The organism is Clostridium thermobutyricum, from assembly GCF_000371465.1.
Taxonomy (GTDB): domain Bacteria; phylum Bacillota; class Clostridia; order Clostridiales; family Clostridiaceae; genus Clostridium; species Clostridium thermobutyricum.
Map to the genome: position 1 here is coordinate 2,081,903 of NZ_KB850956.1, position 23,440 is coordinate 2,105,342.

Sequence of the window (23,440 nt, forward strand, 5' to 3'; positions counted from 1 at the left end):
CCTTAAAACTAAAATCCTACTTCTATTATACGTCCATTTAATTCACTAATTATTAACATCTTATTAATAATATTACCATATTTTTTTAATTAAATGAATAGTTATTTTAAAATTTGCACAAAAAAAGTTACTCTTAAGTAGATTTTTTGTCTACTCAGAGTAACTTTTCAAATTTTTTATTTAATTATTGTTAAAATCCTTCATTATTTGTTTTTGCTCTTGTTTTTGCTGCTCTTGCTCTTTTTTCATAGCATCTCCTTCAGCACTTCCTGGATAATTATCCTTTGGAGCATCTAAAACATATCTCTTAAATGCAGGTGAACTATTACAATATTCAGGATAATTTTTAAGTAGATAATCCTTAAAGTAAGCATCATAAGCTGCTCTTGCAACATTTGCAGTATATCCACCATGTCCTCCATCATAAATTACACCAACGAATGCAATTTGAGGATTATCATATGGAGCAAAACTTACATAAGTTGCATAAGGTGCTCTACCAAAATCTCTTTGGCTATCTGAATAATCAGCTGTACCAGTTTTACCTGCAGTTGGAATTGGGAAGTTACCAAATACTGATGCTGCTGTACCGCCATCTTCATCATTTGCTCTTCTCATACCTTCATGAACTGCATTTATAGTAGATTGTTTTAAATTTAATTTTTCTATAACTTGTGGCTCTACTTTTTGAATAACTCCTCCATCTGGATTTGTTACTTCACTTACTAAATGAAGTTTATATCTAGTTCCTCCATTTGCTAAAGTAGAAATATATTCTGCAAGTTGTATTGGTGTGAAGTGATTTATACCTTGACCTATTGCAGCATATATTAATTGTGCTGGTGAAAGAATTTCTCCTGCAACATCTCTTATAGTAAATTGAGCTATTGTAGTTGCAACTAATTTTGCTTGTGCATCAATTGTTGTATTAGGATGTGTTTTCTTATAATTTTCAAAACTTTCCTTATACTTAGGTGATACTTCCATTATTTGCTTAACAATAGGATATACTTCCTTATAGAATTGATCATAACTAGAAGCTTCCTTATTAGTTCCTACTACTTCTAATCTATCATTTATAATTTTCTTTAATTTTATCTTTAGATCAGAAAGCTGTTGTGAATCAGCTTTATTTGCTGCAAAGTCAAATGGAGCAAATTTATTTATTCCTTTATAATCTCCACTCTCTAAATAATTATTTAAATTAAATTTTGAGAATTGAATAGCATTAGCTTTATAGCTTTGGAAATTATATACTTGCCCACTAGTATTCTCTGGTATTTCAATTCCTGTTGTTGGATCTGATTGACTATTTGGATCATGTCCTAATCCAAATTTCCAAGCCCATCTTGCAAGAGAGTCTAGTGCATATATTTGTGCATCAACACCTTTTAAGTTTGTTGTTTTTAATGCATGTTCATATAATCTATATCCCATTTCATAGAAATAGAAGTTACATGAAACTTGAAGTGCTTTTTCAACATCTGTAGGTCCATGGCTTCCATGTGAATCTGTATATATCCAACATTGTGGAGCAAAAGATTTACCAAAGACATCTGGATGAACATTAAATATTCCAGTTGCATTTACAGTTTCATTTGGACCTACAACGCCTTCTTCTAAAGCTGCTACTGCTGTAACTGGCTTAAATATTGATCCAGGTGGTATAGCTCCTAAAGTAGCATAATTATAGAATGGTTTTGGATATAAATCATATTTATCTTCTCTAACTCCATTAGATGATTTTGGGAATAATTCATCTAATGTTTTTTTAACTCCTGGTAATTTAGATTCTGTTTGACCGAATTCTTCTAAGTTAGGATTAAAATATTGCTCATATTCTTCTTTTGTAAGCTGACCTGGTATTGCAAATATATTTGGATTATAGTCTGGATAGCTTGCCATAGCAAGGATATTTCCATTATGAACATCTACAACTAAGGCTGCTCCTCTTGTTGCATTCGGGAAACTATGTCCTGTGTTATCTGTTATTTTAGTTCTTATATTGTTTATAGTATCTTTTAATGCTTCTTGTGTAGCATATTGAACATTCTTATCTATAGTTAATTTAACATTATCTCCTGGATATGAAGCAAGACTAAATAAGTTTTCCGTAACTCTTCCTTGTGAATTAACTTTAACAGTTTTTCCACCTTTTACTCCTTTTAACATATCCTCATAAGATTGTTCTATTCCAGCTTTACCAACTAAGTCTGTACTAACATCATATCCTCTTAATTCATATTCATCCTTAAGAGAATTAGCTATTGGTGAAACATATCCTAGTACAGAAGATGCTAAATTATCATAAGGATAATATCTTACTGGTTGTAAGTTAACATCTATTCCTGGTAATTCATTTAGTTTTTGATAAATTATAAATGCTGTACTCTTCTTTATATTATTTGCTATTGTTACGGCTCTATAACCTTTGAAGCTTTGCATTTTCATTGCATCTTTAACAACTACATAATTTCTTATGTCTGAAAGTTTATATGATTTTAATAAAACTTGTAACTGTTCTGCTCCAGTCATTTTATTATATTTTTTCATTTTTTCATTGTAGTCATTCATTTTTTGATTAAATTCATTTTTTTGTTCTTTCGTTGGGTCTTTAATAGTTTGTACTGGTTTTGGACAAACTAAGTCTATTATATTGTAAGTTTTAATTAAGTAGTAGAAAGCTTCTTCTGGAGTAACTTTTAAAAGTTCTTTATCAATTTCTGCATTTTCAGCTTCAGTTAACTCTCTATTTTCATCTCCAAATAACTTATGTTGAATCTTTTCATTCATACCCCTATCTCTTAAAAATCTTATTTTTTCATGCTGTTGAGCTTCTTGTGAAGTACTCTTGTATGCAAAATAAAATTTTCCATCTTTATCAAGTTTCAACATCATATCATCTTCTAGAGATTCACCATTTTCATTTAGTATATTGAATACTAACCCCATTGTTTTATAAAAATCAGCTTCTCCATTAGATGGCATAGTATAAGTTATATTGTATATTTCTTTATTAGTCGCTAGTATATTTCCTTTATCATCTAGAATTTCTCCTCTTGGGGCCTCTTGTGCCATAAATCTAGTTGCATTTTCATCTGCGACTTCTTTATAGTGACTATGTTTATAAACTTGTATATAAAGAACCCTTAAAGCAATTAAAGTAAACACACCTAGCATTATGAATTTCACAACAGTATATCTAGATACTGGTTTTTTCTTTTTCTTAGGTTTATTTATTATCATCTAATCCTCCACTTGATATAAAATCATCTTTTGTCACATAAAATTTATGTATTATGAATTTAATTTTATTTTTATGCAATTAAATTAATGTTTTTTACAATTACTTCAATATTTTTTCCCCTAATTAATATTCTACCATAAATATTAAATTACAAAAGAAAAAATCTGTAGAAAATTTATTTTTTCTACAGATTTTTTAATTTAATTTAACTTATCCCCACTTTTTTATTTGCCTCAGCTTGTTGTTTTTCCTTAGCCGCTGCTTCATTAGCTGCTTGACTTCCTGGATAGTTATCTGGTGGAGCATCTAAAACATATTTTGTAAATCCTGGTGATGAATAATGCATTTTTAATAGTTCATTTTTGAAGTATGCTTCATAAGCTGCTTTTGCAACCATTTGAGCCATATCTCCATCATACATTACTACCATTACTGCAACTTGTGGATCTTTATATGGTGCAAATCCAATATATGTTGCATATGGAGCTCTACCATATGATCTTTGGTCTGCTGATACATCGGCAGTTCCTGTTTTACCTGCAGTTGGAATTGGGAAATGTCCAAATGCAGTTAAAGCTGTACCATAAGGTCCTGAGTCAACTAATCTCATTCCTTCGTGAATTGTGTCAATAGTTGATTTACTCATAGGGATTTTATCTAAAATTTGTGGCTGAGTTTTTTCTAATACTTGACCATTTGGGCTTGTAACCTCACTTACAAGATGTAATCTATATCTCGTTCCACCATTTGCAAGTGCTGTAACATATGATGCAAGTTGTATAGGTGTAAAGTGATTAATACCTTGACCTATAGCTGCATATACAAGCTGTGCTGGTGATAACATTTGGTTTTGTTGTTCTATTGTAAATGATGCAATAGTATAAGTAACTTCATATGCTTGTTGTTCTATTGTTGCATTTGGATTTTTAGCTTTAAATGCATCAAATGAAGCTTTATATTCTGGTGATATTTGCATTAATTTAAGAACATCTGGATAAACTTCTTTATAGAAATCATCAAAATCTGGTTGAGGTTTATCAGTACCTACTGCTTCAAGTCTTGTATACATTTTATTTTTAATGTCTTCTTTAAGTTTAGCAACTTCTGAAGAATCTTTTGGATTTTCAGCAATGCTAAATGGTGCAAAAACAAATGCTCCGTATTCTCCTTTAGTTAAAATATCATTTAAGTTAAATCTTGAATAAAGGATTGTATCTGCTTTAAAACTTTGGAAATCATATGTTTGACCATAATTATTTTCTGGAATTTCTATTCCTGTTGGCTCATCAGTTTCCTGATTAGGTGGATGACCTAATCCGAATTTCCAAGCCCATCTTGCTAATGAGTTTAAAGCATAAATTTGAGCTGCTTGCCCTTTTAACTTAGTAGTTTGAAGTGCATGCATATATAATCTATATCCCATATCATAATAGAAAACGTCACTTGATCTTTCTAGTGCAGTTTGTAATGTTATTGGCCCAAATCCGTGCCCAGTAGCTTTTCCATACCATCCTTCTGGATCGAAATCTTTACCAAATACTTGTGGATATTGATTGAATTTTGCATGTGCATCATAATATTCACCTGGTTTATATAAACCTTCTTGCATTACTGCAACTGATGTAAGTGGTTTAAATATTGATCCTGGAGGTATAGCACCCATTGTTGCATAGTTATAAAATGGTTTTGGATAAAGATTGTATTTATCTTCTCTTTGACCATTTGGTCCTATTGGGAACATTTGATTTACTGTCATTGTTACCCCTGGTTCTTTAGCTATCTTTTCACCAAAAGCTTCTAAGTTAGGATCAAAGTATTCATCATATTGCTTCTTAGTAAGTTGTCCTGGTATAGCAAAAAGATTTGGATTAAAGTTTGGATAACTCGCCATAGCAAGTATATTTCCATTATGAACATTAACAACTATTGCTGCCCCTCTTGTTGCATTAGGGAATCCATAATCGTGAGCTCCTAAATTATCTCTCATATTTGCTCTAACATATGCCATTGTATCTTTTAATGATTCTTGAACAGCATATTGGATATTTTTATTTATTGTTAAATGAACATTATCTCCTGGATATGGATTTATAGTATCTAATGTAGCAGTTGTTCTTCCTTGAGCATCAACTTTTACTACTTTACCACCTGTATCTCCTCTTAAATAACTTTGATAAGCTGCTTCTATTCCTGAAGCTCCTACTAAAGCTGTACTTACATTATATCCTTGTAGTTCATATTGTGCTTGTTGTGAGCTACTAATTGGTGTTAAGTATCCAATTACTGAAGAAGCTAAGTTGTTATAAGGATAATATCTTACTGGTTGCATCTGAACATTAACTCCTGGAAGTCTATCAAGTTCTTGATAGACATCAAAAGCAGTACTTTGCTTAATGTCAGTTGCAATAGTTACAGTTCTTTCACCTTTAAAACTTTGCATTTTAATTTCATCTTTAACAATAATATAATCTAATATTTGTTTCTTTGTGTAACCTGCTTTTTCTAATAAACCTAATAACTCTTCGCCTGACATATTATTATACTTTTTCATTTGTATATTAAATTCTTGCATCTCTGCTTTATATTTACTTTGTTCTGCATCTGATGCATTTTTTGCAGGTTGTACTGGCTCTTTATAAATAAGATTTATTATGTTATATTCTTTAATTAAATAATAAAAAGCTTGATCTGGTGTAACTTTTAATAACTCTTTATTTATTTCATCAGTTTGTTGTTGTGACATAGCTTGAATTTCATCACCAAATAAATTTGTTTGGATTTCTTCATTCATTCCTATATCTCTTAAGTATCTTATTTTTTCGTATTCTTTAACATTTTCAGCATCTGAATTATATGCATAATATAACTGACCTTTATCATCCATTTTTAATAACATACTATTTACAAGTTTATCATTATTTTCTTTAATAATTCTAAATACTTCTTTTATAGTTGGATAAAAATCGACTTGTCCTACTGATGGAACTGTGTAAGTTAAATTATAAATATCTCTATTAGTTGCTAAAATATTTCCCTGATTGTCTAGTATCTCTCCTCTTGGAGCTTCTTCTGTTATAAATCTGGTAGCATTTTCACTAGCAATATCTTTGTAATAAGTATGTTCAACAACTTGAATATACAAAAGCCTACCTAATATTGCCGTAAAAATCACTGCCATTATTATTTTAAAGATAGTAAACCTAGACATCCCTTTTCTTTTTCTCTTCTTTGGTTTGTTAACTATCATCTAAGCCTCCACTTACTCCTCAAATTATCTTTTTGTTTAGAGAATTTGAAAACATATCTATATCCTATTAGCATTATTATTGAGTTGTAAATTGCAACTATTAATAATTGCTCTATGCTTATTCCCATTTTGTAATGCAAAATAGAGAAAATAGCAAAAACTGATAAATGTTTTAAAATAGTAATTAAAAACATAGTAATTACTGGCACAATTTTTCTTCTTTTAAACACACTCTTTCCTATATACCAAACAAGTAAACAAATTAACATATTAGTTAACGCATTTATTCCTATTGTATTTGAAAAGAAAATGTCCTGTAAAATACCACTTACTACCCCAATAAATACAGCTTCTCTTTCATTGTTAATTAGTGAATATGCTACTGCAAAAGTAAATAAGAAACTTGGATATGCACCTTTTATTCCTATAAAAGGTGCAAAAGTGTTATCAATTATTAGTAGCACTATACAAATTAATATTGTAATTATTCTTTTCATAATTGCCACCTCTTAATTGTTATAATTGATATCACGTGTATTTTTTGGTACTACTACAAATAAATCTTCTGCTTGATTAAAGTTAACAGCTGGTTTTATTGTTGCAGTTTTCATAATGTTTATTTTATCTTCTGTAACAGACTCAACTGTTCCAACAAGTATATCTTTTGGATATATTCCACCTAAACCAGAAGTAACTACAGTATCACCTGCTTTTACATTTGAATTCATTGGAATATTTTCAACTTTAGCTATTGCTTGAGTTTGATTTTCTCTAACTCCTCTTAAAATACCTGTATTATCATTAGTATTTTGTATCTTAACAGCTACAGCAATATTTTCATTTAATATACTCTTTACTATAGACCAGTTAGTTCCAACTGAAGTAACTTGACCTACAAGTCCATTTGCTCCTATAACTACATAACCTTTTTGAATTCCACTATCTGAACCTCTATCAATTATATATCCATCTAGTATATTTCCACCGCTATATCCTATTATGTGTGTAGCTATATAGTTATATTCACTATTTTCTGTTTTGAAATCTAAGACTTTTCTTAACTGATCATTTTCTGCTTTAAGTCCTGAATATTGTAAAAGTTGATTTTTAAGTTGAGCATTTTCCGCTTCTAACTTAATATTTTGATCTTTAACTTCTGTGAAGTTTAAACAAAGATCAACAAAGCTCTTTATTTTTGAATTTACTGTATATGTTATTTTTTGAATTGGATTTAATGCTGATCCAGCACCACTAGATATAATGTTTCTTTCTGAACTTTTAAAGCTCCAAAAGATTAATCCTAAAAATACAACTGACAGCACTACAACAGTGACTGCCAGTTTGTTTTTACGAACTCTCATTCCTATAATCTATCTTCCTTGCTTATCTTGTCGAAGTCTTCTAATGCTTTACCAGCACCTAAAACAACACAATCTAAAGGTGATTCTGCAATGTGAACCGGCATGTTTGTTTCTTTAGTTATTAATTCATCCAATCCCTTTAACATTGCTCCTCCACCTGCTAGCATTATACCTTTTTCCATTATATCAGCAGCTAACTCTGGTGGTGTTTTTTCTAGAGTTGTTTTAATAGATTCAATAATAGCATATACAGGTTCTTTAAGAGCTTCTCTTATTTGTGATTCTGAAATTTCAACTATTTTTGGAAGACCAGTTATCATATCTCTTCCTTTGATTTCCATAATCCTATTTTCTTCATCTATGTCATAAGCTGAACCAATTTCCATTTTAATTTGTTCTGCTGTTCTTTCACCAATCATAAGATTAAATTCTTTTTTAACATAACCAATAATTGATTGATCTAATTCGTCACCAGCAACTCTTAATGATTTACTTGTAACAATTCCTCCTAGAGAAATTATAGCAACTTCTGTTGTACCTCCACCGATATCAACAATCATACTTCCTGTAGGTTCACTAACTGGAAGTCCTGCCCCTATTGCAGCTGCCATTGGCTCTTCCATAAGAACAACTTCTCTAGCTCCAGCAAGCTTAGTAGCTTCTTCAATTGCTCTTTTTTCTACTTCTGTAACTCCTGAAGGATAACAAACTATTATTCTTGGAGCTTTAAATGCACTTTTACTTGCGCCTTTTTCTATTAAGGATTTAATCATTGTATGGGCAATATCAAAGTCAGCGATAACCCCATCTCTTAATGGTCTTATAGCAACTATGTTTCCTGGAGTTCTTCCTATCATCATTTTTGCTTCAGTACCTACTGCTAGTGGTTTTCTAGTTGTATTGTTTATAGCAACAACTGATGGTTCTCTTAAGACTACACCTTTACCTTTAACAAATACAAGTGTATTAGCTGTCCCTAAATCTATTCCCATGTCTTTACTAGTTCCGAAAAATCCCATTTTTTTAATTCCCCTTTCAGTTATATAATTCCTTTTTCTCTTAAACTCACATATTTATTGTTACCAATTATTATGTGATCTGTTAAGTTTATTCCTAACAGCTTTCCACAATCACTTAGTCTTTTAGTAATTGCTATATCTTCCTTACTAGGAGTTGGGTCTCCTGAAGGATGATTATGACTTATAATTATTGAAGCAGCACTAGATTTTATAGCTTCATTAAATATCTCTCTTGGGTGTACAAGTGATGAATTTAATCCTCCCTTGAACACATCTTTTGTTTTTACAATTTCGTTTTTAGTGTTTAAAACTATCAATTTTAAAATTTCTTGGTTTAAACAACTCATTTCTGGATATAAAAGCTTTGCTAATTCTTTGGGATTGCTTATTCTAGGATTTAATTCTTTTGTTTTTAAAGTTTTTATCCGTTTAACAAGTTCCGCTAAAGCCAATATTTGACTTCCTTTTGAATCTTTAATTCCTCTGATACTTTTTATATCTTCTAGTGAAGCAGTTAATATTCCATCTAAACCATTTAATTCATTTATTATTCTTTGGCTTAAATTTATTACATTTTCACCTTTAACTCCAGTTCTAAGTATTAAAGCTAAAAGTTCTGTATTTGTAAGTACGCTTGCACCTTGAGATATTAATTTTTCTTGAGGTCTTTCACTTTTAGGTATGTCTAAAATTTTCAAAGTCTTTTCTTTCATAAAATTCTCCTTAATTTAGAATACCCATCCACCTTTACTTTATAATATCTTTTAACAGTTTCGCTGTTGCATTTAAAGGTAAGCCTACAACATTATAGTAACAACCTTTTATTTCTTCAACAAATACTCCTCCAAAACCTTGAATTCCATAAGATCCCGCTTTATCAAGTGGCTCTCCACTTTCTATGTACTCTCTTATTTGGTTATCTTCTAACTCTGAAAATTTAACTTCTGTACATAAGCTAGTAGTTAACCTTTCTTTTGTTTTAGTATTGTAAATTGAAACTCCAGAATACACCTTATGAACTTTTCCACTTAAAGTTTTAAGAGTTCTAAAAGCATCTTCTTTATCTTTTGGTTTTCCTAAAATGTTATTAGAATATGAAACTAATGTATCTGCTGATATAATTATTGAATCTTCATCAACATTTTCTAATATAGCTTCCCCTTTTTTTATAGCTAATTCCTCAACATAGCTATTTAAGTCTCCTTTGAATATTACTTCATCCTCATCAAAGTTACTAACTTTAACATCGAAATCTTTTACTATTCTTCTAAGTAGCTCTTGTCTTCTTTCTGAACCAGAAGCTAATATAAATTTCATATTTTCCTCCTAAAAAGCTTATTAATGATATTATTCTCAAATATTAGTCATATATATTCAAAAATAATATATTAAATAACGCAATTTAAGGTGTAGTTCACCTAAATACTACACCTTAATTAGTTTATCATTTTATAGCCACCTTAACAAGTAGCTTTACTTCTTTTAATTTTTTTTTAAGATTTACGCTAAATGCGGTATTTATTTAATATATTGTATAAAAATTCCGAAGATTTTTCACTATCTTTTCTTTGTAAATCTTTTGGTAATTCTTCTATATGTTTCTTTAAATTTTTAACCTCTTCATTTTCTTCTAAATTACCGTCAGTTTTTAATTCATTAGTCCATTTTTTAAATTCTTCTGTATTTACACTTTTAGTTTCTTCATTTTCAAATTTTTTCAATACATCCATATATGCTTTTGCTATTTTAACTATTTTAATAGAATTTTCATCTTTAACTGGAATTTCTGATTTAACTCTAACATTTTCTACTTGGCTTTTAGTTAATTCTTCTGATTTTTTCTTAGAATCTTCCTCATTATAAACTCCTGCTATAACTTTAAATTTGTCATTTTCTTTTGCTATAAGTTTATTATAACCTTCTGGAATTTTTTCTAATGCTGTTTTAGCATTTTCTTCCTTTCCATAAACACCACATTGTATTATATAGAAATTTTCTTTTTCAGTATTATCATCTTTTGGAGCTTCTACTGGTTCTTGTTTTGATTTATCGGCTTCTTTACTTCCTTCATCCTTAACTTCGCTTGAGGCATCAGTAACTTTTTCTGGTGGATTATTACCTTCTCCACTTTTATCTTCGAATAACATAGGTCCAAATATCATTCCTATTCCTATAGCAAGTGGAATACAAATTAATAACCCTAGAAAAAAGAAATTATTTTTTGGGCCTCTTCCTCTTCTATTATGGTTATTATGGTTGTTGTTATATCTTGTATATCTCATTTTTCCCCTCCCCATTAATTCTTATATCTAAATATATTCTTAGAAAGGCAATAATATTCATTATGTTATATAATTTTATAAAATATCTAGTTAAAATAAATTTCGTTAATTCTTATATTGATTATATCTTCTTTATTTTTATAATAAAAAAGTTACCTTAAAATTAATTTATCTTAAGGTAACTTCTAATTATTTTATCTTATAAAGTTTTAATTAACTTTGTTTAATATAAGACTTAAAATTTCTAACTTATTATATGTAAAATTATAAATTTTATTATTAAGTCTATTTATTTATTGAATAAAAACATCTCTTAGGTGAGATTATTTTTTCTTCTTTTTTTAATTCTTTAATAGCTTTATCAATTTCTTTTTTATCTATTCCAGAAACCTCAGCTATTTGACCACCTTTTAAAGGTTCCTCTGAATTATTTAAAACTTCTAATACTTTTTCTTTTATATCCATATTTTTAAACCTCCATAATAAAAAATATTATTTTCTATTATATTCCAGATTCAAAGACATTTCAATAATTATTATTCACTAATATATTTTATTATTTTATTTCTTTTAAGATTTCTAAAAGATAAGCCCAAACATTTTGAACTGATTTTATGCTCATATGTTCGTTTGGTGTATGAACATCATAAAGATTTGGACCAAAGCTTATCATATCTAAATCCCCAAGTCTTTCTTTAAATAAACCACATTCAACTCCAGCATGAATTGCTGTTAATTTTGGTTCTTCTCCATTCATTCTCTTATAAACATCTACACAAATTTCTCTTATTTTTGAATTAGGATTGTATTCCCATTCTGGATATCCTGCATTTGTTGTAAATACTCCACCTAAAAGTTCTGTAATAGTTTTTGCTCTTAAAGTTATTTGTTCTTTTAAAGAACCTACTGAACTTCTTATAGCACTGTCATAAACAACTTCTCCATTTTCTGTACTAACTATTCCTAAGTTAGTTGAGCTTTCTGTTAATCCATGCATGCTCTTGCTCATTGTATTTACACCATTTGGGTAAAGATATAAAAGATTTATAACTCTATCAGTTACATCTTTAGTAAATGCTTCTCCATTATTAGTAGCTTCTGAAATTTCTATAGTTACATCTGGATCTTGAACTCTTAATTCATGTTTAAACATTTCTTCAAATTTAGCTATTTCTTCCTTAATGTTTTTAACATCTCCACTTGGTACAAAGAATATTGCATCTGCTTCTCTTGGAATAGCATTATTTTTTGAACCACCTTCTATGTGAGCTAATCTTAAATCATATTTATCATTTAATCCTTTTAAAAGTCTACCCATTAATTTATTTGAGTTTCCACGACCTTTATTTATTTCCATTCCTGAGTGTCCACCCTTTAGTCCTCTTAATTTAACTTCTAAAGCAGTGAATCCTTCTGAAACTTTTTCATTTTCTACTTTTATAGTTGATTTACTTCTTATTCCTCCTGCACAGCTTAAAAGAAGTTCTCCTTCTTCTTCTGAATCAAGATTTAATAGAATTTTTCCATCAACATCTTTAGCATTTATGTTCATTGCACCAGTCATTCCAGTTTCTTCATCTACAGTTAAAAGAAGTTCTAAAGCTGGATGTTCTATTTCATTACTAGCTAATATAGCCATTCCATAAGCTACTGCTATTCCATTATCTGCTCCAAGAGTAGTTCCTGTTGCAAATATGTTATCTCCTTCAATTCTTAGTTTTAAAGGATCTTTTTCAAAGTCATGCTCTGTTCCTTTATTTTTTTCACAAACCATATCCATGTGTCCTTGAAGTATAACACCTGGAGCATTTTCATAACCTTTAGTTGCTGGTTTTTTTATTACTATATTTAATGTTTCATCTTGAATTACTTCTAATCCTAAATTCTTTGCAAATGAAACTAAGTAATCGCTTATAGCTTTTTCATTTCCTGATCCTCTTGGTATTTTTGATATTTCTTCAAAATAATTAAATACAGATTTTGGTTCTAAATTACTTAATATTCCCATTTTTATTTCATCCTTTCTAATTTAGTGTTAAAATTAACTTGTGGATAATTTTAGTATAGCACATGATTATAATAATTCTATAATTACTTTAATAAAAGTTTACACATAATAATGAAGGATAATACTAAAATTATTAAATTTATATTTAATGAGGTGAGATGTATGCAAAAAACAAAAATGATTTTTACAATCGGTCCAGCTAGTGATAATGAAGAAGTCTTAAGAGAATTCATAAAAATTGGTATGAGTGCTGCAAGACTTAATTTTTCTCATGGTACACATGAAAGCCATAAAGAAAAAATTGATTTAATCAAAAGACTTAGAGATGAGATGAAAACTACTACCTCAATAATTCTTGATATTAAGGGTCCTAAAATTAGAACTCATAATTTCAAAAATGATGGAGCAACTGTAAATAAAGGTGATAAATTCTCTTTTATTTGTGGTGAAGAAATTTTAGGTGATAATACTAGATGCTCTGTTACTTATGATGAACTTTATTTAGATGTCAAACCTGGAGGACAAATCCTTGTTGATGATGGAGTCCTTGTTTTCAAAATTGAAGAAATTGTTGGCAAAGAAATAAAGTGTATTGTTGAAGTTGGCGGAGTTATTAAAAATCACAAAGGTGTTAATGTTCCTAATATTTCAATTAATTTACCTTCTGTTACTGAAAAAGATAAAGAAGACATTATATTTGGATGCCAAAATAAAGTTGACTTTATAGCTGCTTCATTTATAAGAAAAGACACAGATATATTAGAAATAAGACAAATATTAGATTCCCACGGTGGAGAAAATATAAAAATAATCGCAAAAATAGAAAGCCAAGAAGGTGTAGAAAATATAGATTCAATCTTAAAAGTAACTGATGCTGTTATGGTTGCTCGTGGGGACATGGGAATAGAAATTCCTATAGAAAAAGTTCCTATAATTCAAAAAAGCATCATTAAAAAATGTAATTTAGCAGGTAAAGTTGTTATAACAGCAACTCAAATGCTTGATTCAATGATTAGGAATTCACTTCCTACAAGAGCTGAAGCTTGTGATATATGTAATGCAATATTTGATGGAACTGATGCTATTATGCTTAGTGGAGAAAGTGCTTCAGGTAATTTCCCAATAGAAGCTGCTAAGACAATGTCTAGAATTGCATTAGAAACAGAAGCTCATTTAGGCTATGAACATCTACAAAATCCAAATCTTAATATTCAATCTGACTCCTTTGCTGATGCTATAAGTTATTCTGCTTGTAGAACAGCTAATTCAATTAATGCTAAGGCAATTGTAGCTGCAACTCAAAGTGGTGCAACTGCAAGACTAATATCTAAATATAGACCTAAATCTTATATTATAGCAATTACTCCTCATGCTCATGTTAGACGTGGATTAGCATTGAACTTTGGAGTTATTCCAGCTCACTGTGATAATTTCAAAACTACTGATGAAATATTAAACGAAGCTAAAAAAATAGCAGCTTCTTATAATTTCATAAATAAAGATGATGAAATAATAGTTGCTGCTGGTATGCCAACTGCTCATGTAGGTGGAACTAATATGTTAAAAATAGAAAAAATTTAATCATAAAATAAAGCTCTACAAATTATATTGTAGGGCTTTATTTTTTAATATAATTTTATATTATACATATACTATAAACACAATAACTTCATATTTTATTTCTTTAAAATAACTTAAATTTAATAGATAAATTTATTTTTGTATTAAGCTATTCATATAAATTTTATAACGAAAAAAGCTACATCTATAAATAAATGTAGCTTTTGAAAAATATTTAGCCCTTTTGAGAATATTTTCGAATTATAGTAAATCTGTACATTATGAGCGTATGTACATCCCTAAAAAATATCTTTCGATTATTATTTTATTCTAATTTTTAGAATAAAGATATGATTTAAATCAAACAATCAAAAAATTTTTTATTCATTTTATTTTTTAATGCCAAATTTATTTCTATATATCACTATTGATTACTAAATAAATTTATATATATCACTTTATGAATAATTAATATTAAAATTACATAAATGTAGATCTAATTACTAAAATTTACTTTATTTCTGTAACTTTTATCACGACAAAATATTTTTATAACATTTATACTAATAATATATATATTTATTTTAAGGAGGCAATATTTTGAAAATAAATGCTTGTTGTGATAGATGTGAAAAAAGGCTTTATGCTCAAGAAATTCCTATTTTCACTTCTCTATCTAGAAACGAATTAGAACAAATAATAGACTTACGTGAACATGGTCACTTTAAAAAAGGTGATGTTCTTTTCTCAGAGGGAGATGAAATATCTAAACTTTTTATAGTAAGTAATGGATTAGTAAAACTAACTAAAAATACTTTTGATGGTAAGGAACAAATTATTGATATTTTAGGTGTTGGAGATTTCTTTGGTGAAAATAATATAATTGGAGATTCCCATGCAATGAATGTTTCTGCTATAGCAATTCAAGACTTAGAGGTATGTACTATTTCTAGAGGTGATTTAGAAAAAATAATAACTAAAAATCCTCAAATAGCTTTAAAACTTTTAGATGGTTTAAATAAAAAGCTTAAAGATGTTCAAAACCTTTCAACTAATTTAGCATCTAATGTTCCTGAAAGTAGAATAGCAAATATATTATTAAAATTTGCAAGTGATTATAGTTATGATAATAACTCTGAAATATTAATAAATTTACCACTTAATCGTGAGGATATTGCAAATTATTGTGGTATTGCACGAGAAACTTTAAGTAGAAAACTTTCTTATCTTGAAAAATTAGATATTATAGAAGTTCATTCTAAAAAAATCAAAATTAAAGATATAGAATATCTTAAGGAATTAGTTTAATTTTATTTAAATAATTTATTTTAAAATAGCAATTAATTTAGTAATTATTTTAAAGTGAGTTGAATCACATATTTATAACTCTAATATTTATATACTCTAAGTGTAGCAAATAATATGAATGGAAAGATTGATATGAAAAATAAAATTCAGATTAATGATTTACCAACTTATTATTGGAAAGGCTTCAAAGATTTTGTAGTATATAAGAAAGATTATGAAAGTGATTCAGTAGTTTCTATATACATAAAACCAAAGGATGGTTCTAAAATAACCCTTCCTAAACCTGGTCAATTTGTTGGTATTAGATTTAACAACTTAATAAGATTATATAACATTTCATGTATCCCAAATACTGATTTTTATAGATTGACCATAGACCTTATAGAAAACGGAAAAATGAGTAATTATATATCTAATACTATACAGATTGGCGATACTATTGAATGTACAGTTCCTAAAGGAAAGGTACTTATGTAACTTCTAAAATTTTATTAGTTATTGAAATTATAAAATTATCATACTAAATTTAATCCCTATTCTTTTTACTTCTACGATTGGAATTTTATAAATTCTAACTGTAAAATTTTAGAAGATTTTAATTATAGATATTTATATTTAATTAGGAGGTTATTATTATGAAATTAAACTTAAGTGAAATAAAAGAAGCTAAATTAATGTTAACTAAAAATGAAAGCTTTAAAGTAATGTACTTTGAATTTGAACCTGGAAAAGGCTTACCTAATCATCACCATGATGGAGATGCAGCTATCCAAGTTCTTGAAGGAAAAGTTTCATTTAATTTTGTAGATGGTGAAAGCTGTTTACTTGAAAAAAATGATTTTCTTCCTTTTGATGCTAGACATACACACAATGTTATAGCTGAAGAAAAAAGTAAAGTTCTTGTATTTATAGGACTATAGTATTTATTTTTAATTAATTTAAATTAGAAAATAACATAAAATTAATTAGAATTTTTCAAATTAATATTTACTTCTAATTAATTTAAATCCTATAACCCTTTAGAATTTAAATTAATTAGAGTTTATATATACATAAAAACTATTCATCTTAAAAAGAGAGTGCTAAAATTTTAGTACTCTCTTTTATTTATTATATAGTATTTTCTAATAAATCCTTTAAATCTTCCTCTGCTGTTGAAATTGGCCTTAACTCATAATTTTCAATTAGATATTGAAGAACATTTGGTGTTATAAATGCTGGAAGACTTGGTCCAAGTATCATTCCTTTTATTCCTAAAGCTAAAAGTGCTAAAAGGTCTGCAACTGCTTTTTGTTCATACCAAGATAAAACTATTGATAAAGGTAATTTATTTACATCACATTTAAATACATCACTTAAAGATAATGCTATTTTTGTTGCTGAATAAACATCATTACATTGACCAATATCTAAAAGTCTTGGAATACCATTTATATCTCCAAACTCTAATTTATTAAATCTGTATTTTCCACAAGCAAGTGTTAATATTATACAATCTTCAGGAACTTTTTGTGCAAATTCTGTATAATAGTTTCTTCCAGGTTTTGCACCATCACATCCACCTATAACAAAGAAATGTTTTATAGCTCCATTTTTAACTCCATTAACTATTGCATCTGCATTTTTTAAAGTTGCTTCATGCCCAAATCCAACTATTATTTCCTTAACTTCTTGGTCCTCTTTAAATCCACCAAGTTCTATTGCTTTTTGTATAATTTTTGAAAAATCTTTAGTTCCATCTTCTAAAGTTTTTATATGTTCTACTCCTTCCCAACCAACTACGTTAGTAGAATAGATTCTATCTTTATAAGATTCTCTTGGTCTCATAAGACAGTTTGTTGTCATAAGTATACAACCTGGAATATCATCAAATTCTCTTTGTTGATTTTGCCATGCACTTCCGAAATTTCCTACTAAATGTGGATATTTCTTTAATTCTGGATATCCATGAGCTGGTAACATTTCACCGTGAGTATAAACATTGACTCCTTTATCCTTTGTTTGTTCTAATAGCATTTCTAAATCTTTTAAATCATGCCCTGATATAATTATAAATGGTCCTTTTTTAATATTTACATTAACTTTTGTAGGCTCTGGATTTTTATATGAAGTAGTATTTGCATCATCTAAAACTTTCATTACTTCTAAACTCATATTTCCTGTTTTAGTCATAAGTTCAATTGCTTCTGTTAATGTTAATTCTGGATTAGTTATTGCTGCTAATGCTTCAAAGTAAAATTTATCTACTTCTTTACTAGTATAATTTAAAAATCTAGCTTGATGTCCATAAGCACTTATTCCTTTTAATCCATATAAAATTGTATGTTTAAGTGACCTTACATCTGGGTCTTCATCTGTATCTCTATCTAATCTAGCTAATTTAGCATCTTCTAATAATTTGCTTTTACTATCACTTAGTTTATAAGTAACTTGCTCTCTATCGCAATTAAAATTTAATTCTTCTGCCTTAGATTTAAGTTCATCTTTTAATTCTTGTGATTTTTGTAGAAGTTTTATATGTGTATCAGGGTCAAAGTTAACATTTGTTAATGTAGTAAATAATGAGTCCTCTATAAATTTAGAAAATTTTACATCAACTTTTTCACCTTTATCTATTATATATTTAGCATAGCAACTAATTCCTTCTAATTGATATATAAGAAGATCTTGAAGAGCTGCTATTTCAGGAGATTTTCCGCATACGCCCATTTTAGTACATCCTTTTCCCCCTACTGTTTGCTCACATTGGTAACAAAACATTGAATTTTCCAATTATACTCACTCCTTTTATAAATTTCAAAATTAGTATTATCATAATGACTAATTTAAATTCAAAAAATTTAGCATTATCAAAATTACTTTAAATTTATAAAAATATATAATTTAAAAAAACTACGCTAGAATTTTATTTCTAACGTAGTTTAAGTTATATATATTTATTTTAAAGTGTTTAGCTTATCCTAAGAATATTTTCATATCATCATCTACATTTGTGATTCCAGCTATTCCAAAGTTTTCAACTAAAACTTTAGCTACATTTGGTGATAAGAATGCAGGTAATGTTGGTCCTAAGTGAATGTCTTTAACTCCTAAGTATAATAATGATAATAATACTATTACAGCTTTTTGCTCATACCAAGCAATGTTATAGTGTAATGGAAGTTCATTAACATTGTTAAGTCCAAATGCTTCTACTAATTTTAATGCAATTAATACTAATGAATATGAATCATTACATTGTCCTGCATCTAAAACTCTAGGAATTCCATTTATATCTCCTAAGTTTAATTTATTATATTTATATTTTGCACATCCTGCTGTTAATATAACTGCATCTTTAGGTAATTTTTGAGCAAATTCTGTGTAGTAATTTCTTGATTTAGCTCTTCCGTCACATCCAGCCATAACAAAGAAGTTCTTTATGTCTCCATTTTTAACTGCTTCTACTACTTTATCAGCTAGTTTAAATACTTGTTCATGTGCAAATCCACCAACTATTTTACCTTTTTCTATTTCAACTGGTGCACTACATTTTTTAGCATGTTCAATTATGCTTGAGAAGTCTTTTGTTCCATCAGCTTTTTTAGGAATATGTTTTAATCCTTCAAAACCTACAACTCCTGTTGTGTAAACTCTATCTTTGTAATAATCTTTTGGTGGAACTAAGCAGTTTGTAGTCATTAATATTGGACCATTAAAGCTTTCAAATTCAGTTGTTTGTTTCCACCATGCATTTCCGTAGTTTCCTACAAAGTGTTTATATTTCTTAAATGCTGGATAGTAGTTAGCTGGTAACATTTCACTATGAGTGTAAACATCTACTCCAGTTCCTTCTGTTTGTTTTAATAATTGTTCCATATCTTTTAAGTCATGTCCACTTATTAAAATTCCAGGGTTCTTTCCAACACCTATATTAACTTCAGTTATTTCTGGGTGTCCATAGCTTTCAGTATTAGCTTTATCTAATAATGCCATACCATCTACTCCATATTTACCCATTTCAAGTGTTAATGCAACTAAGTCATCAACTGTTAATGAATTATCTAAAGTTTTTGCAAGTGCAGCTTGCATATTAGCATCAATTTCAGAATTATAGTATCCTAATACTAATGCATGTTTTAAGTATGCACTTAATCCTTTAGCTCCATAAACTATAAGTTCTCTAAGACTTCTTATATCTTCATTTTCTGTTGATAAAACTCCAACTTTAGGTGCTTTTTCTTTCATTTCTTCTAAAGTACTACAAGTCCATGTAGCTGCATCTGATAAGTTTTCTAAGTTACCATTAGCTGCTTTTATTTGTTCTTTTAAGTAATCTCTTAAAGAGAATGCTGATTTTATTCTTGTTATAAATACTTCATCATCAAAGTTTGCATTAGTTATAGTTGCGAATAAAGATTCAACTACAAAAGTATTAACTTCTTTATTGTCTATTCCTACTTCTCTTCCTCTTGTTGCAATTTCTGAGATTCCTTTAACAACATATATTAAAACATCTTGTAATCCAGCAAGTTCAGCATCTTTACCACATACTCCTCTTACTGTACAACCTTTGTTTCCAGCTGTTTCTTGACATTGGAAACAAAACATTTTTTGCATTTCTTCTCTAGTCATTTTTTCATCTGACTTTTTTCTAAAAAATAATCCCATTATTATTTCCTCCGTATTAAAATTCCGTGTATTAATTTTATCTTTTGCTAAGTTTCAATTTAAAAAATCGCTTATTTTAATTAGTACTATATATTTAGTTAGAATTTATTATTCTACACTTATAGCTCCCACTGGACATTGACTTTCTGCTTCTCTAGCATCTATAAGTGTTTCATTATCTAATTCAACATCTTTTGCTACAGATTTCCCATCATCCTCCATTGAGAAAATGCTTGGACATACAGCTGTACATAAAGTACATCCAATACAAGTATCTTTATCTACTCTTGCTTTCATTTCTAAACACTCCTTACTTATCTCGTTTGCAGTTATTATTCTATTAAAATTGACTTTTATAATATGTGATTTAAATCACCTATTTAAAATTTTATAAAAAAAAGACTTTTTCATATTTGAAAAGTCTGTCTTACATATATTTATGTATATAATTTTTAATTATATAAACACTTTACAGCTATATTGGTATTTATCTTTTGTTATTATAAAATAAAGCTCTACAGCATTTTCATGCTATAGAGCTTTTAATATGTTTTTTATTTGAATAAATCCTTAAACATATCTCCAAGAGTTACATCATCTTCACTTGAATCTACATATTGAACATATTCTTTACTTTTTTCAGCTGCATCTTTTATGCTAAGTGAAAGTTTTTTATTTTCAACATCTATGCTTAATACTTTAACCTTTGCTTTGTCTCCTGTATGAAGAGCTTCTGCTGGGTCTTTTATAACATCATCAGTTATTTCTGATAAGTGAACTAATCCTTCAACACCTTTAAATATTTCTACAAAAGCTCCAAATTTAGCAAGTTTTCTAACTGTACCTTCAAAAACTCCACCAACTTTTATTTCTGGTCCATATAATGTCCAAGGCTCTTGAAGATTATCTTTTAATACAAGTGAAAGTCTTTTATTTTCTTTATCAACACTTCCTATAAATACTTCAACAGTATCTCCTTTTTTAACTACATCTTCAACTCTCTTTACTTTTTCCCAAGCTAAATCATTTATGTGAATTAACCCTTGAACTCCTGGAAGAACTTCTACGAAAGCACCAAATTTAGTAGTATTCTTAACAGTTCCTGTTATTTTTTCTCCTTCTTTTAATGAATTCCAATTCTTTTCTTCCATCTTTTTATATTCAGCTTCTTCTATAACTTTTCTTGAAGCTACAACCTTATTGTTTTTGAAATCTAATTCTATTATTTTAACTACTAATTCGTCTCCAACAAAGTCTTTAGCATTTACTCTTGTTCTGCTTATTAATGAACCTGGTAAGAAAACTCTAGTTTTTCCATAAGCACATAAAAGTCCACCTTTAATTTCTTCTTTAACTTGAACAGTTATTTCTTTATCATTATCAAAAGCATCTTTTATATCTTCTCTTTCTGCTTTTAATACAGCTTTTAAAGCTTCTTTTTCTTCTTTAATTAAAAGACTTTTTCTTGAAAGAAGAACATATCCTTCTCCATCATTTGGTGATAAAACAATAACTCTTACTTTATCTCCTTCTTTTAATTCTTCAGTTGGATTTACTTCCTTAGTACTTATTTCATCTCTAGATATGAAACCATCAAAAGCATAATTTATATTAACGTTTGCACCTTTTGAATCTACACTTATAATTGTACCTTCTAGAATATCACCTTTTTTTATTGTTTTTACGTCATATTGGTCTAATAATTCTTGCATAGTATTCTCATTACTCATACAATCCACTCCTTTTTTATAATACATATTTAATTCTAATCTATTGGTTATTTTTTCTCAACTATTTTCTAAAAACTAACTCTATAACCTTTTAAATGTAATTTCATATAATACAATATACTTTATTTCTGGAGGAATTAGTCTTGAAATTTTTAAATAAAATAAAAGCTAAAAAAAACATGAAAGATTATAAAGATTTGCTAGAATTTAAAGAAGAACTTGATTCCTTATCATTAAAAATTTCTATTTTAAATGATAGGCTTAATTCATATAGAAAAATAACATCTTTATCTTTTGATAAAATGAATGATTATATAAACAAAATTTATATTTCTAAAGAAAAAAATAATATTGACCTTTGTAAAAGAGGGTTCTTTAAATATTATAAAGAAACCCTCATATACAATAATTTAACTAAATTTGATTTAGAAATCTCTAATGAATTTAACCTTCTAAATGACCAACTTATCGCACTTCAAGAAATATACACCACATTAGAAGATGACTTTAATAAAGATATTATTTCATCAAAATTTTCTCTTAAAAATATTTTTTCTAACTCTATCTCTGATTTTTTCAAGAAAACTTCTGAAATTGAATCTATAATAATTAAAATTCAGGAAAAACTTCCTAAAAATTTTGATACTAATTATATGATAAAAGACTCAGATGTTTTTTCTACTAAAGAAAATTTTGAAATAGAGTTTAATAATTTCTTGAAAAAGCATAGATTAAATTTCACTTAACAAAGGAGCTATCTATAGGGATTTAGAACTAATCCATTTAGATAGCCCCTTCCATTAAAATTATTTAGATACTTCAGTTACATCATATCCTACATCTTCAATTAAATCTTTTAATTCATTTTCTGATATTGTTCCTTCTACAACTGCTTTTCCAATTTCAACATTAAATTTATCAACTTTTGAATTTGCTTCTAAAGCCTCTTCAATATGTTTAACACAATTTCCACATGCCATTCCTTCAATTCTTATTAAATACTTTGACACAAAAATCATTCCTTTTCT

20 protein-coding genes are annotated in these 23,440 nt (G+C 28.2%); 5 read left to right on the forward strand and 15 right to left on the reverse strand.

All coding sequences use genetic code 11. The features are described 5' to 3' along the window. Positions 1-180 precede the first annotated feature (180 nt). The 10 genes from HMPREF1092_RS09725 to HMPREF1092_RS09770 all read right to left on the reverse strand — a co-directional run bounded on the left by HMPREF1092_RS09725 (position 181) and on the right by HMPREF1092_RS09770 (position 13,164). Positions 181-3,246 (reverse strand): penicillin-binding transpeptidase domain-containing protein, encoded by a 3,066-nt coding sequence (locus HMPREF1092_RS09725; protein WP_002598497.1) that lies wholly within the window; start codon positions 3,244-3,246, stop codon positions 181-183. 206 nt (positions 3,247-3,452) lie between these two features. Beyond that, positions 3,453-6,494 (reverse strand): peptidoglycan D,D-transpeptidase FtsI family protein, encoded by a 3,042-nt coding sequence (locus HMPREF1092_RS09730; protein ID WP_002598498.1) that lies wholly within the window; start codon positions 6,492-6,494, stop codon positions 3,453-3,455. Then, positions 6,491-6,991, reverse strand: a complete 501-nt coding sequence (gene mreD, locus HMPREF1092_RS09735) for a rod shape-determining protein MreD (RefSeq protein WP_002598499.1) — start codon at positions 6,989-6,991, stop codon at positions 6,491-6,493. Before mreD ends, HMPREF1092_RS09730 begins: the two co-directional genes overlap by 4 nt. A gap of 12 nt (positions 6,992-7,003) precedes the next feature. Next, positions 7,004-7,855 carry a rod shape-determining protein MreC gene (gene mreC / locus HMPREF1092_RS09740; RefSeq protein ID WP_002598500.1) on the reverse strand — a complete coding sequence of 284 codons (852 nt, stop codon included), beginning with the start codon at positions 7,853-7,855 and terminating at the stop codon, positions 7,004-7,006. 2 nt (positions 7,856-7,857) lie between these two features. Beyond that, positions 7,858-8,874, reverse strand: coding sequence for a rod shape-determining protein (locus tag HMPREF1092_RS09745; RefSeq protein ID WP_002598501.1), 1,017 nt, complete (start codon positions 8,872-8,874; stop codon positions 7,858-7,860). A gap of 20 nt (positions 8,875-8,894) precedes the next feature. Next, positions 8,895-9,587, reverse strand: a complete 693-nt coding sequence (radC, locus tag HMPREF1092_RS09750) for a RadC family protein (protein WP_002598502.1) — start codon at positions 9,585-9,587, stop codon at positions 8,895-8,897. A gap of 34 nt (positions 9,588-9,621) precedes the next feature. Then, positions 9,622-10,191: a Maf-like protein gene (locus HMPREF1092_RS09755; protein ID WP_002598503.1), complete on the reverse strand. Its 570-nt coding sequence runs from the start codon at positions 10,189-10,191 to the stop codon at positions 9,622-9,624. A 188-nt stretch (positions 10,192-10,379) separates the two neighbouring features. Continuing rightward, positions 10,380-11,156 (reverse strand): hypothetical protein, encoded by a 777-nt coding sequence (locus HMPREF1092_RS09760; protein WP_002598504.1) that lies wholly within the window; start codon positions 11,154-11,156, stop codon positions 10,380-10,382. Between the two features lie 285 nt (positions 11,157-11,441). After that, positions 11,442-11,621 (reverse strand): HTH domain-containing protein, encoded by a 180-nt coding sequence (locus HMPREF1092_RS09765; protein WP_002598505.1) that lies wholly within the window; start codon positions 11,619-11,621, stop codon positions 11,442-11,444. A gap of 91 nt (positions 11,622-11,712) precedes the next feature. Next, the gene (locus tag HMPREF1092_RS09770) at positions 11,713-13,164 is read right to left on the reverse strand and encodes an aminoacyl-histidine dipeptidase (protein WP_002598506.1); all 1,452 of its coding nucleotides are present in this window, start codon (positions 13,162-13,164) and stop codon (positions 11,713-11,715) included. Positions 13,165-13,326: 162 nt separating this feature from the next. On the opposite strand from HMPREF1092_RS09770, the gene pyk reads away from it, so the two are divergent. The 4 genes from pyk (at position 13,327) to HMPREF1092_RS09790 (ending at position 16,952) form a co-directional block, all read left to right on the forward strand. Next, positions 13,327-14,745: a pyruvate kinase gene (gene pyk / locus HMPREF1092_RS09775; protein WP_002598507.1), complete on the forward strand. Its 1,419-nt coding sequence runs from the start codon at positions 13,327-13,329 to the stop codon at positions 14,743-14,745. A 579-nt stretch (positions 14,746-15,324) separates the two neighbouring features. Beyond that, on the forward strand, positions 15,325-16,032 hold the full coding sequence (locus HMPREF1092_RS09780) for a Crp/Fnr family transcriptional regulator (RefSeq protein WP_002598508.1): 708 nt from the start codon (positions 15,325-15,327) through the stop codon (positions 16,030-16,032). 114 nt (positions 16,033-16,146) lie between these two features. Continuing rightward, positions 16,147-16,509 carry an FAD-binding oxidoreductase gene (locus tag HMPREF1092_RS09785; protein ID WP_051070323.1) on the forward strand — a complete coding sequence of 121 codons (363 nt, stop codon included), beginning with the start codon at positions 16,147-16,149 and terminating at the stop codon, positions 16,507-16,509. A 158-nt stretch (positions 16,510-16,667) separates the two neighbouring features. Further along, a complete protein-coding gene (locus tag HMPREF1092_RS09790; RefSeq protein ID WP_002598510.1) occupies positions 16,668-16,952 on the forward strand; it encodes a cupin domain-containing protein in 285 nt (94 codons plus the stop codon). Between the two features lie 190 nt (positions 16,953-17,142). On the opposite strand, the gene hcp (HMPREF1092_RS09795) is transcribed toward HMPREF1092_RS09790, so the two are convergent. The 4 genes from hcp (HMPREF1092_RS09795) to rpsA all read right to left on the reverse strand — a co-directional run bounded on the left by hcp (HMPREF1092_RS09795) (position 17,143) and on the right by rpsA (position 22,412). Then, positions 17,143-18,804 carry a hydroxylamine reductase gene (gene hcp, locus HMPREF1092_RS09795; RefSeq protein WP_002598511.1) on the reverse strand — a complete coding sequence of 554 codons (1,662 nt, stop codon included), beginning with the start codon at positions 18,802-18,804 and terminating at the stop codon, positions 17,143-17,145. Positions 18,805-18,987: 183 nt separating this feature from the next. Further along, positions 18,988-20,682: a hydroxylamine reductase gene (gene hcp / locus HMPREF1092_RS09800; RefSeq protein ID WP_002598512.1), complete on the reverse strand. Its 1,695-nt coding sequence runs from the start codon at positions 20,680-20,682 to the stop codon at positions 18,988-18,990. Between the two features lie 108 nt (positions 20,683-20,790). Next, positions 20,791-20,979: a ferredoxin gene (locus HMPREF1092_RS09805; protein WP_002598513.1), complete on the reverse strand. Its 189-nt coding sequence runs from the start codon at positions 20,977-20,979 to the stop codon at positions 20,791-20,793. Positions 20,980-21,236: 257 nt separating this feature from the next. Then, entirely contained in the window at positions 21,237-22,412 is a 1,176-nt protein-coding gene (gene rpsA / locus HMPREF1092_RS09810; RefSeq protein ID WP_002598514.1) for a 30S ribosomal protein S1, read from the reverse strand. A gap of 143 nt (positions 22,413-22,555) precedes the next feature. On the opposite strand from rpsA, the gene HMPREF1092_RS09815 reads away from it, so the two are divergent. After that, on the forward strand, positions 22,556-23,158 hold the full coding sequence (locus HMPREF1092_RS09815) for a hypothetical protein (RefSeq protein WP_002598515.1): 603 nt from the start codon (positions 22,556-22,558) through the stop codon (positions 23,156-23,158). Between the two features lie 60 nt (positions 23,159-23,218). Here the strand turns inward: HMPREF1092_RS09815 and HMPREF1092_RS09820 are convergent, their stop codons facing one another. Then, on the reverse strand, positions 23,219-23,431 hold the full coding sequence (locus HMPREF1092_RS09820; RefSeq protein WP_040413685.1) for a heavy-metal-associated domain-containing protein: 213 nt from the start codon (positions 23,429-23,431) through the stop codon (positions 23,219-23,221). Positions 23,432-23,440 lie beyond the last annotated feature (9 nt).

Coding starts and splice junctions, on each gene's coding strand:
- HMPREF1092_RS09725 (WP_002598497.1), bottom strand. CDS start 3,246: ATGATAATAAATAAACCTAAGAAAAAGAAAAAACCAGTATCTAGATAT.
- HMPREF1092_RS09730 (WP_002598498.1), bottom strand. CDS start 6,494: ATGATAGTTAACAAACCAAAGAAGAGAAAAAGAAAAGGGATGTCTAGG.
- mreD (WP_002598499.1), bottom strand. CDS start 6,991: ATGAAAAGAATAATTACAATATTAATTTGTATAGTGCTACTAATAATT.
- mreC (WP_002598500.1), bottom strand. CDS start 7,855: ATGAGAGTTCGTAAAAACAAACTGGCAGTCACTGTTGTAGTGCTGTCA.
- HMPREF1092_RS09745 (WP_002598501.1), bottom strand. CDS start 8,874: ATGGGATTTTTCGGAACTAGTAAAGACATGGGAATAGATTTAGGGACA.
- radC (WP_002598502.1), bottom strand. CDS start 9,587: ATGAAAGAAAAGACTTTGAAAATTTTAGACATACCTAAAAGTGAAAGA.
- HMPREF1092_RS09755 (WP_002598503.1), bottom strand. CDS start 10,191: ATGAAATTTATATTAGCTTCTGGTTCAGAAAGAAGACAAGAGCTACTT.
- HMPREF1092_RS09760 (WP_002598504.1), bottom strand. CDS start 11,156: ATGAGATATACAAGATATAACAACAACCATAATAACCATAATAGAAGA.
- HMPREF1092_RS09765 (WP_002598505.1), bottom strand. CDS start 11,621: ATGGATATAAAAGAAAAAGTATTAGAAGTTTTAAATAATTCAGAGGAA.
- HMPREF1092_RS09770 (WP_002598506.1), bottom strand. CDS start 13,164: ATGGGAATATTAAGTAATTTAGAACCAAAATCTGTATTTAATTATTTT.
- pyk (WP_002598507.1), top strand. CDS start 13,327: ATGCAAAAAACAAAAATGATTTTTACAATCGGTCCAGCTAGTGATAAT.
- HMPREF1092_RS09785 (WP_051070323.1), top strand. CDS start 16,147: ATGAATGGAAAGATTGATATGAAAAATAAAATTCAGATTAATGATTTA.
- HMPREF1092_RS09790 (WP_002598510.1), top strand. CDS start 16,668: ATGAAATTAAACTTAAGTGAAATAAAAGAAGCTAAATTAATGTTAACT.
- hcp (WP_002598512.1), bottom strand. CDS start 20,682: ATGGGATTATTTTTTAGAAAAAAGTCAGATGAAAAAATGACTAGAGAA.
- HMPREF1092_RS09805 (WP_002598513.1), bottom strand. CDS start 20,979: ATGAAAGCAAGAGTAGATAAAGATACTTGTATTGGATGTACTTTATGT.
- rpsA (WP_002598514.1), bottom strand. CDS start 22,412: ATGAGTAATGAGAATACTATGCAAGAATTATTAGACCAATATGACGTA.
- HMPREF1092_RS09820 (WP_040413685.1), bottom strand. CDS start 23,431: ATGATTTTTGTGTCAAAGTATTTAATAAGAATTGAAGGAATGGCATGT.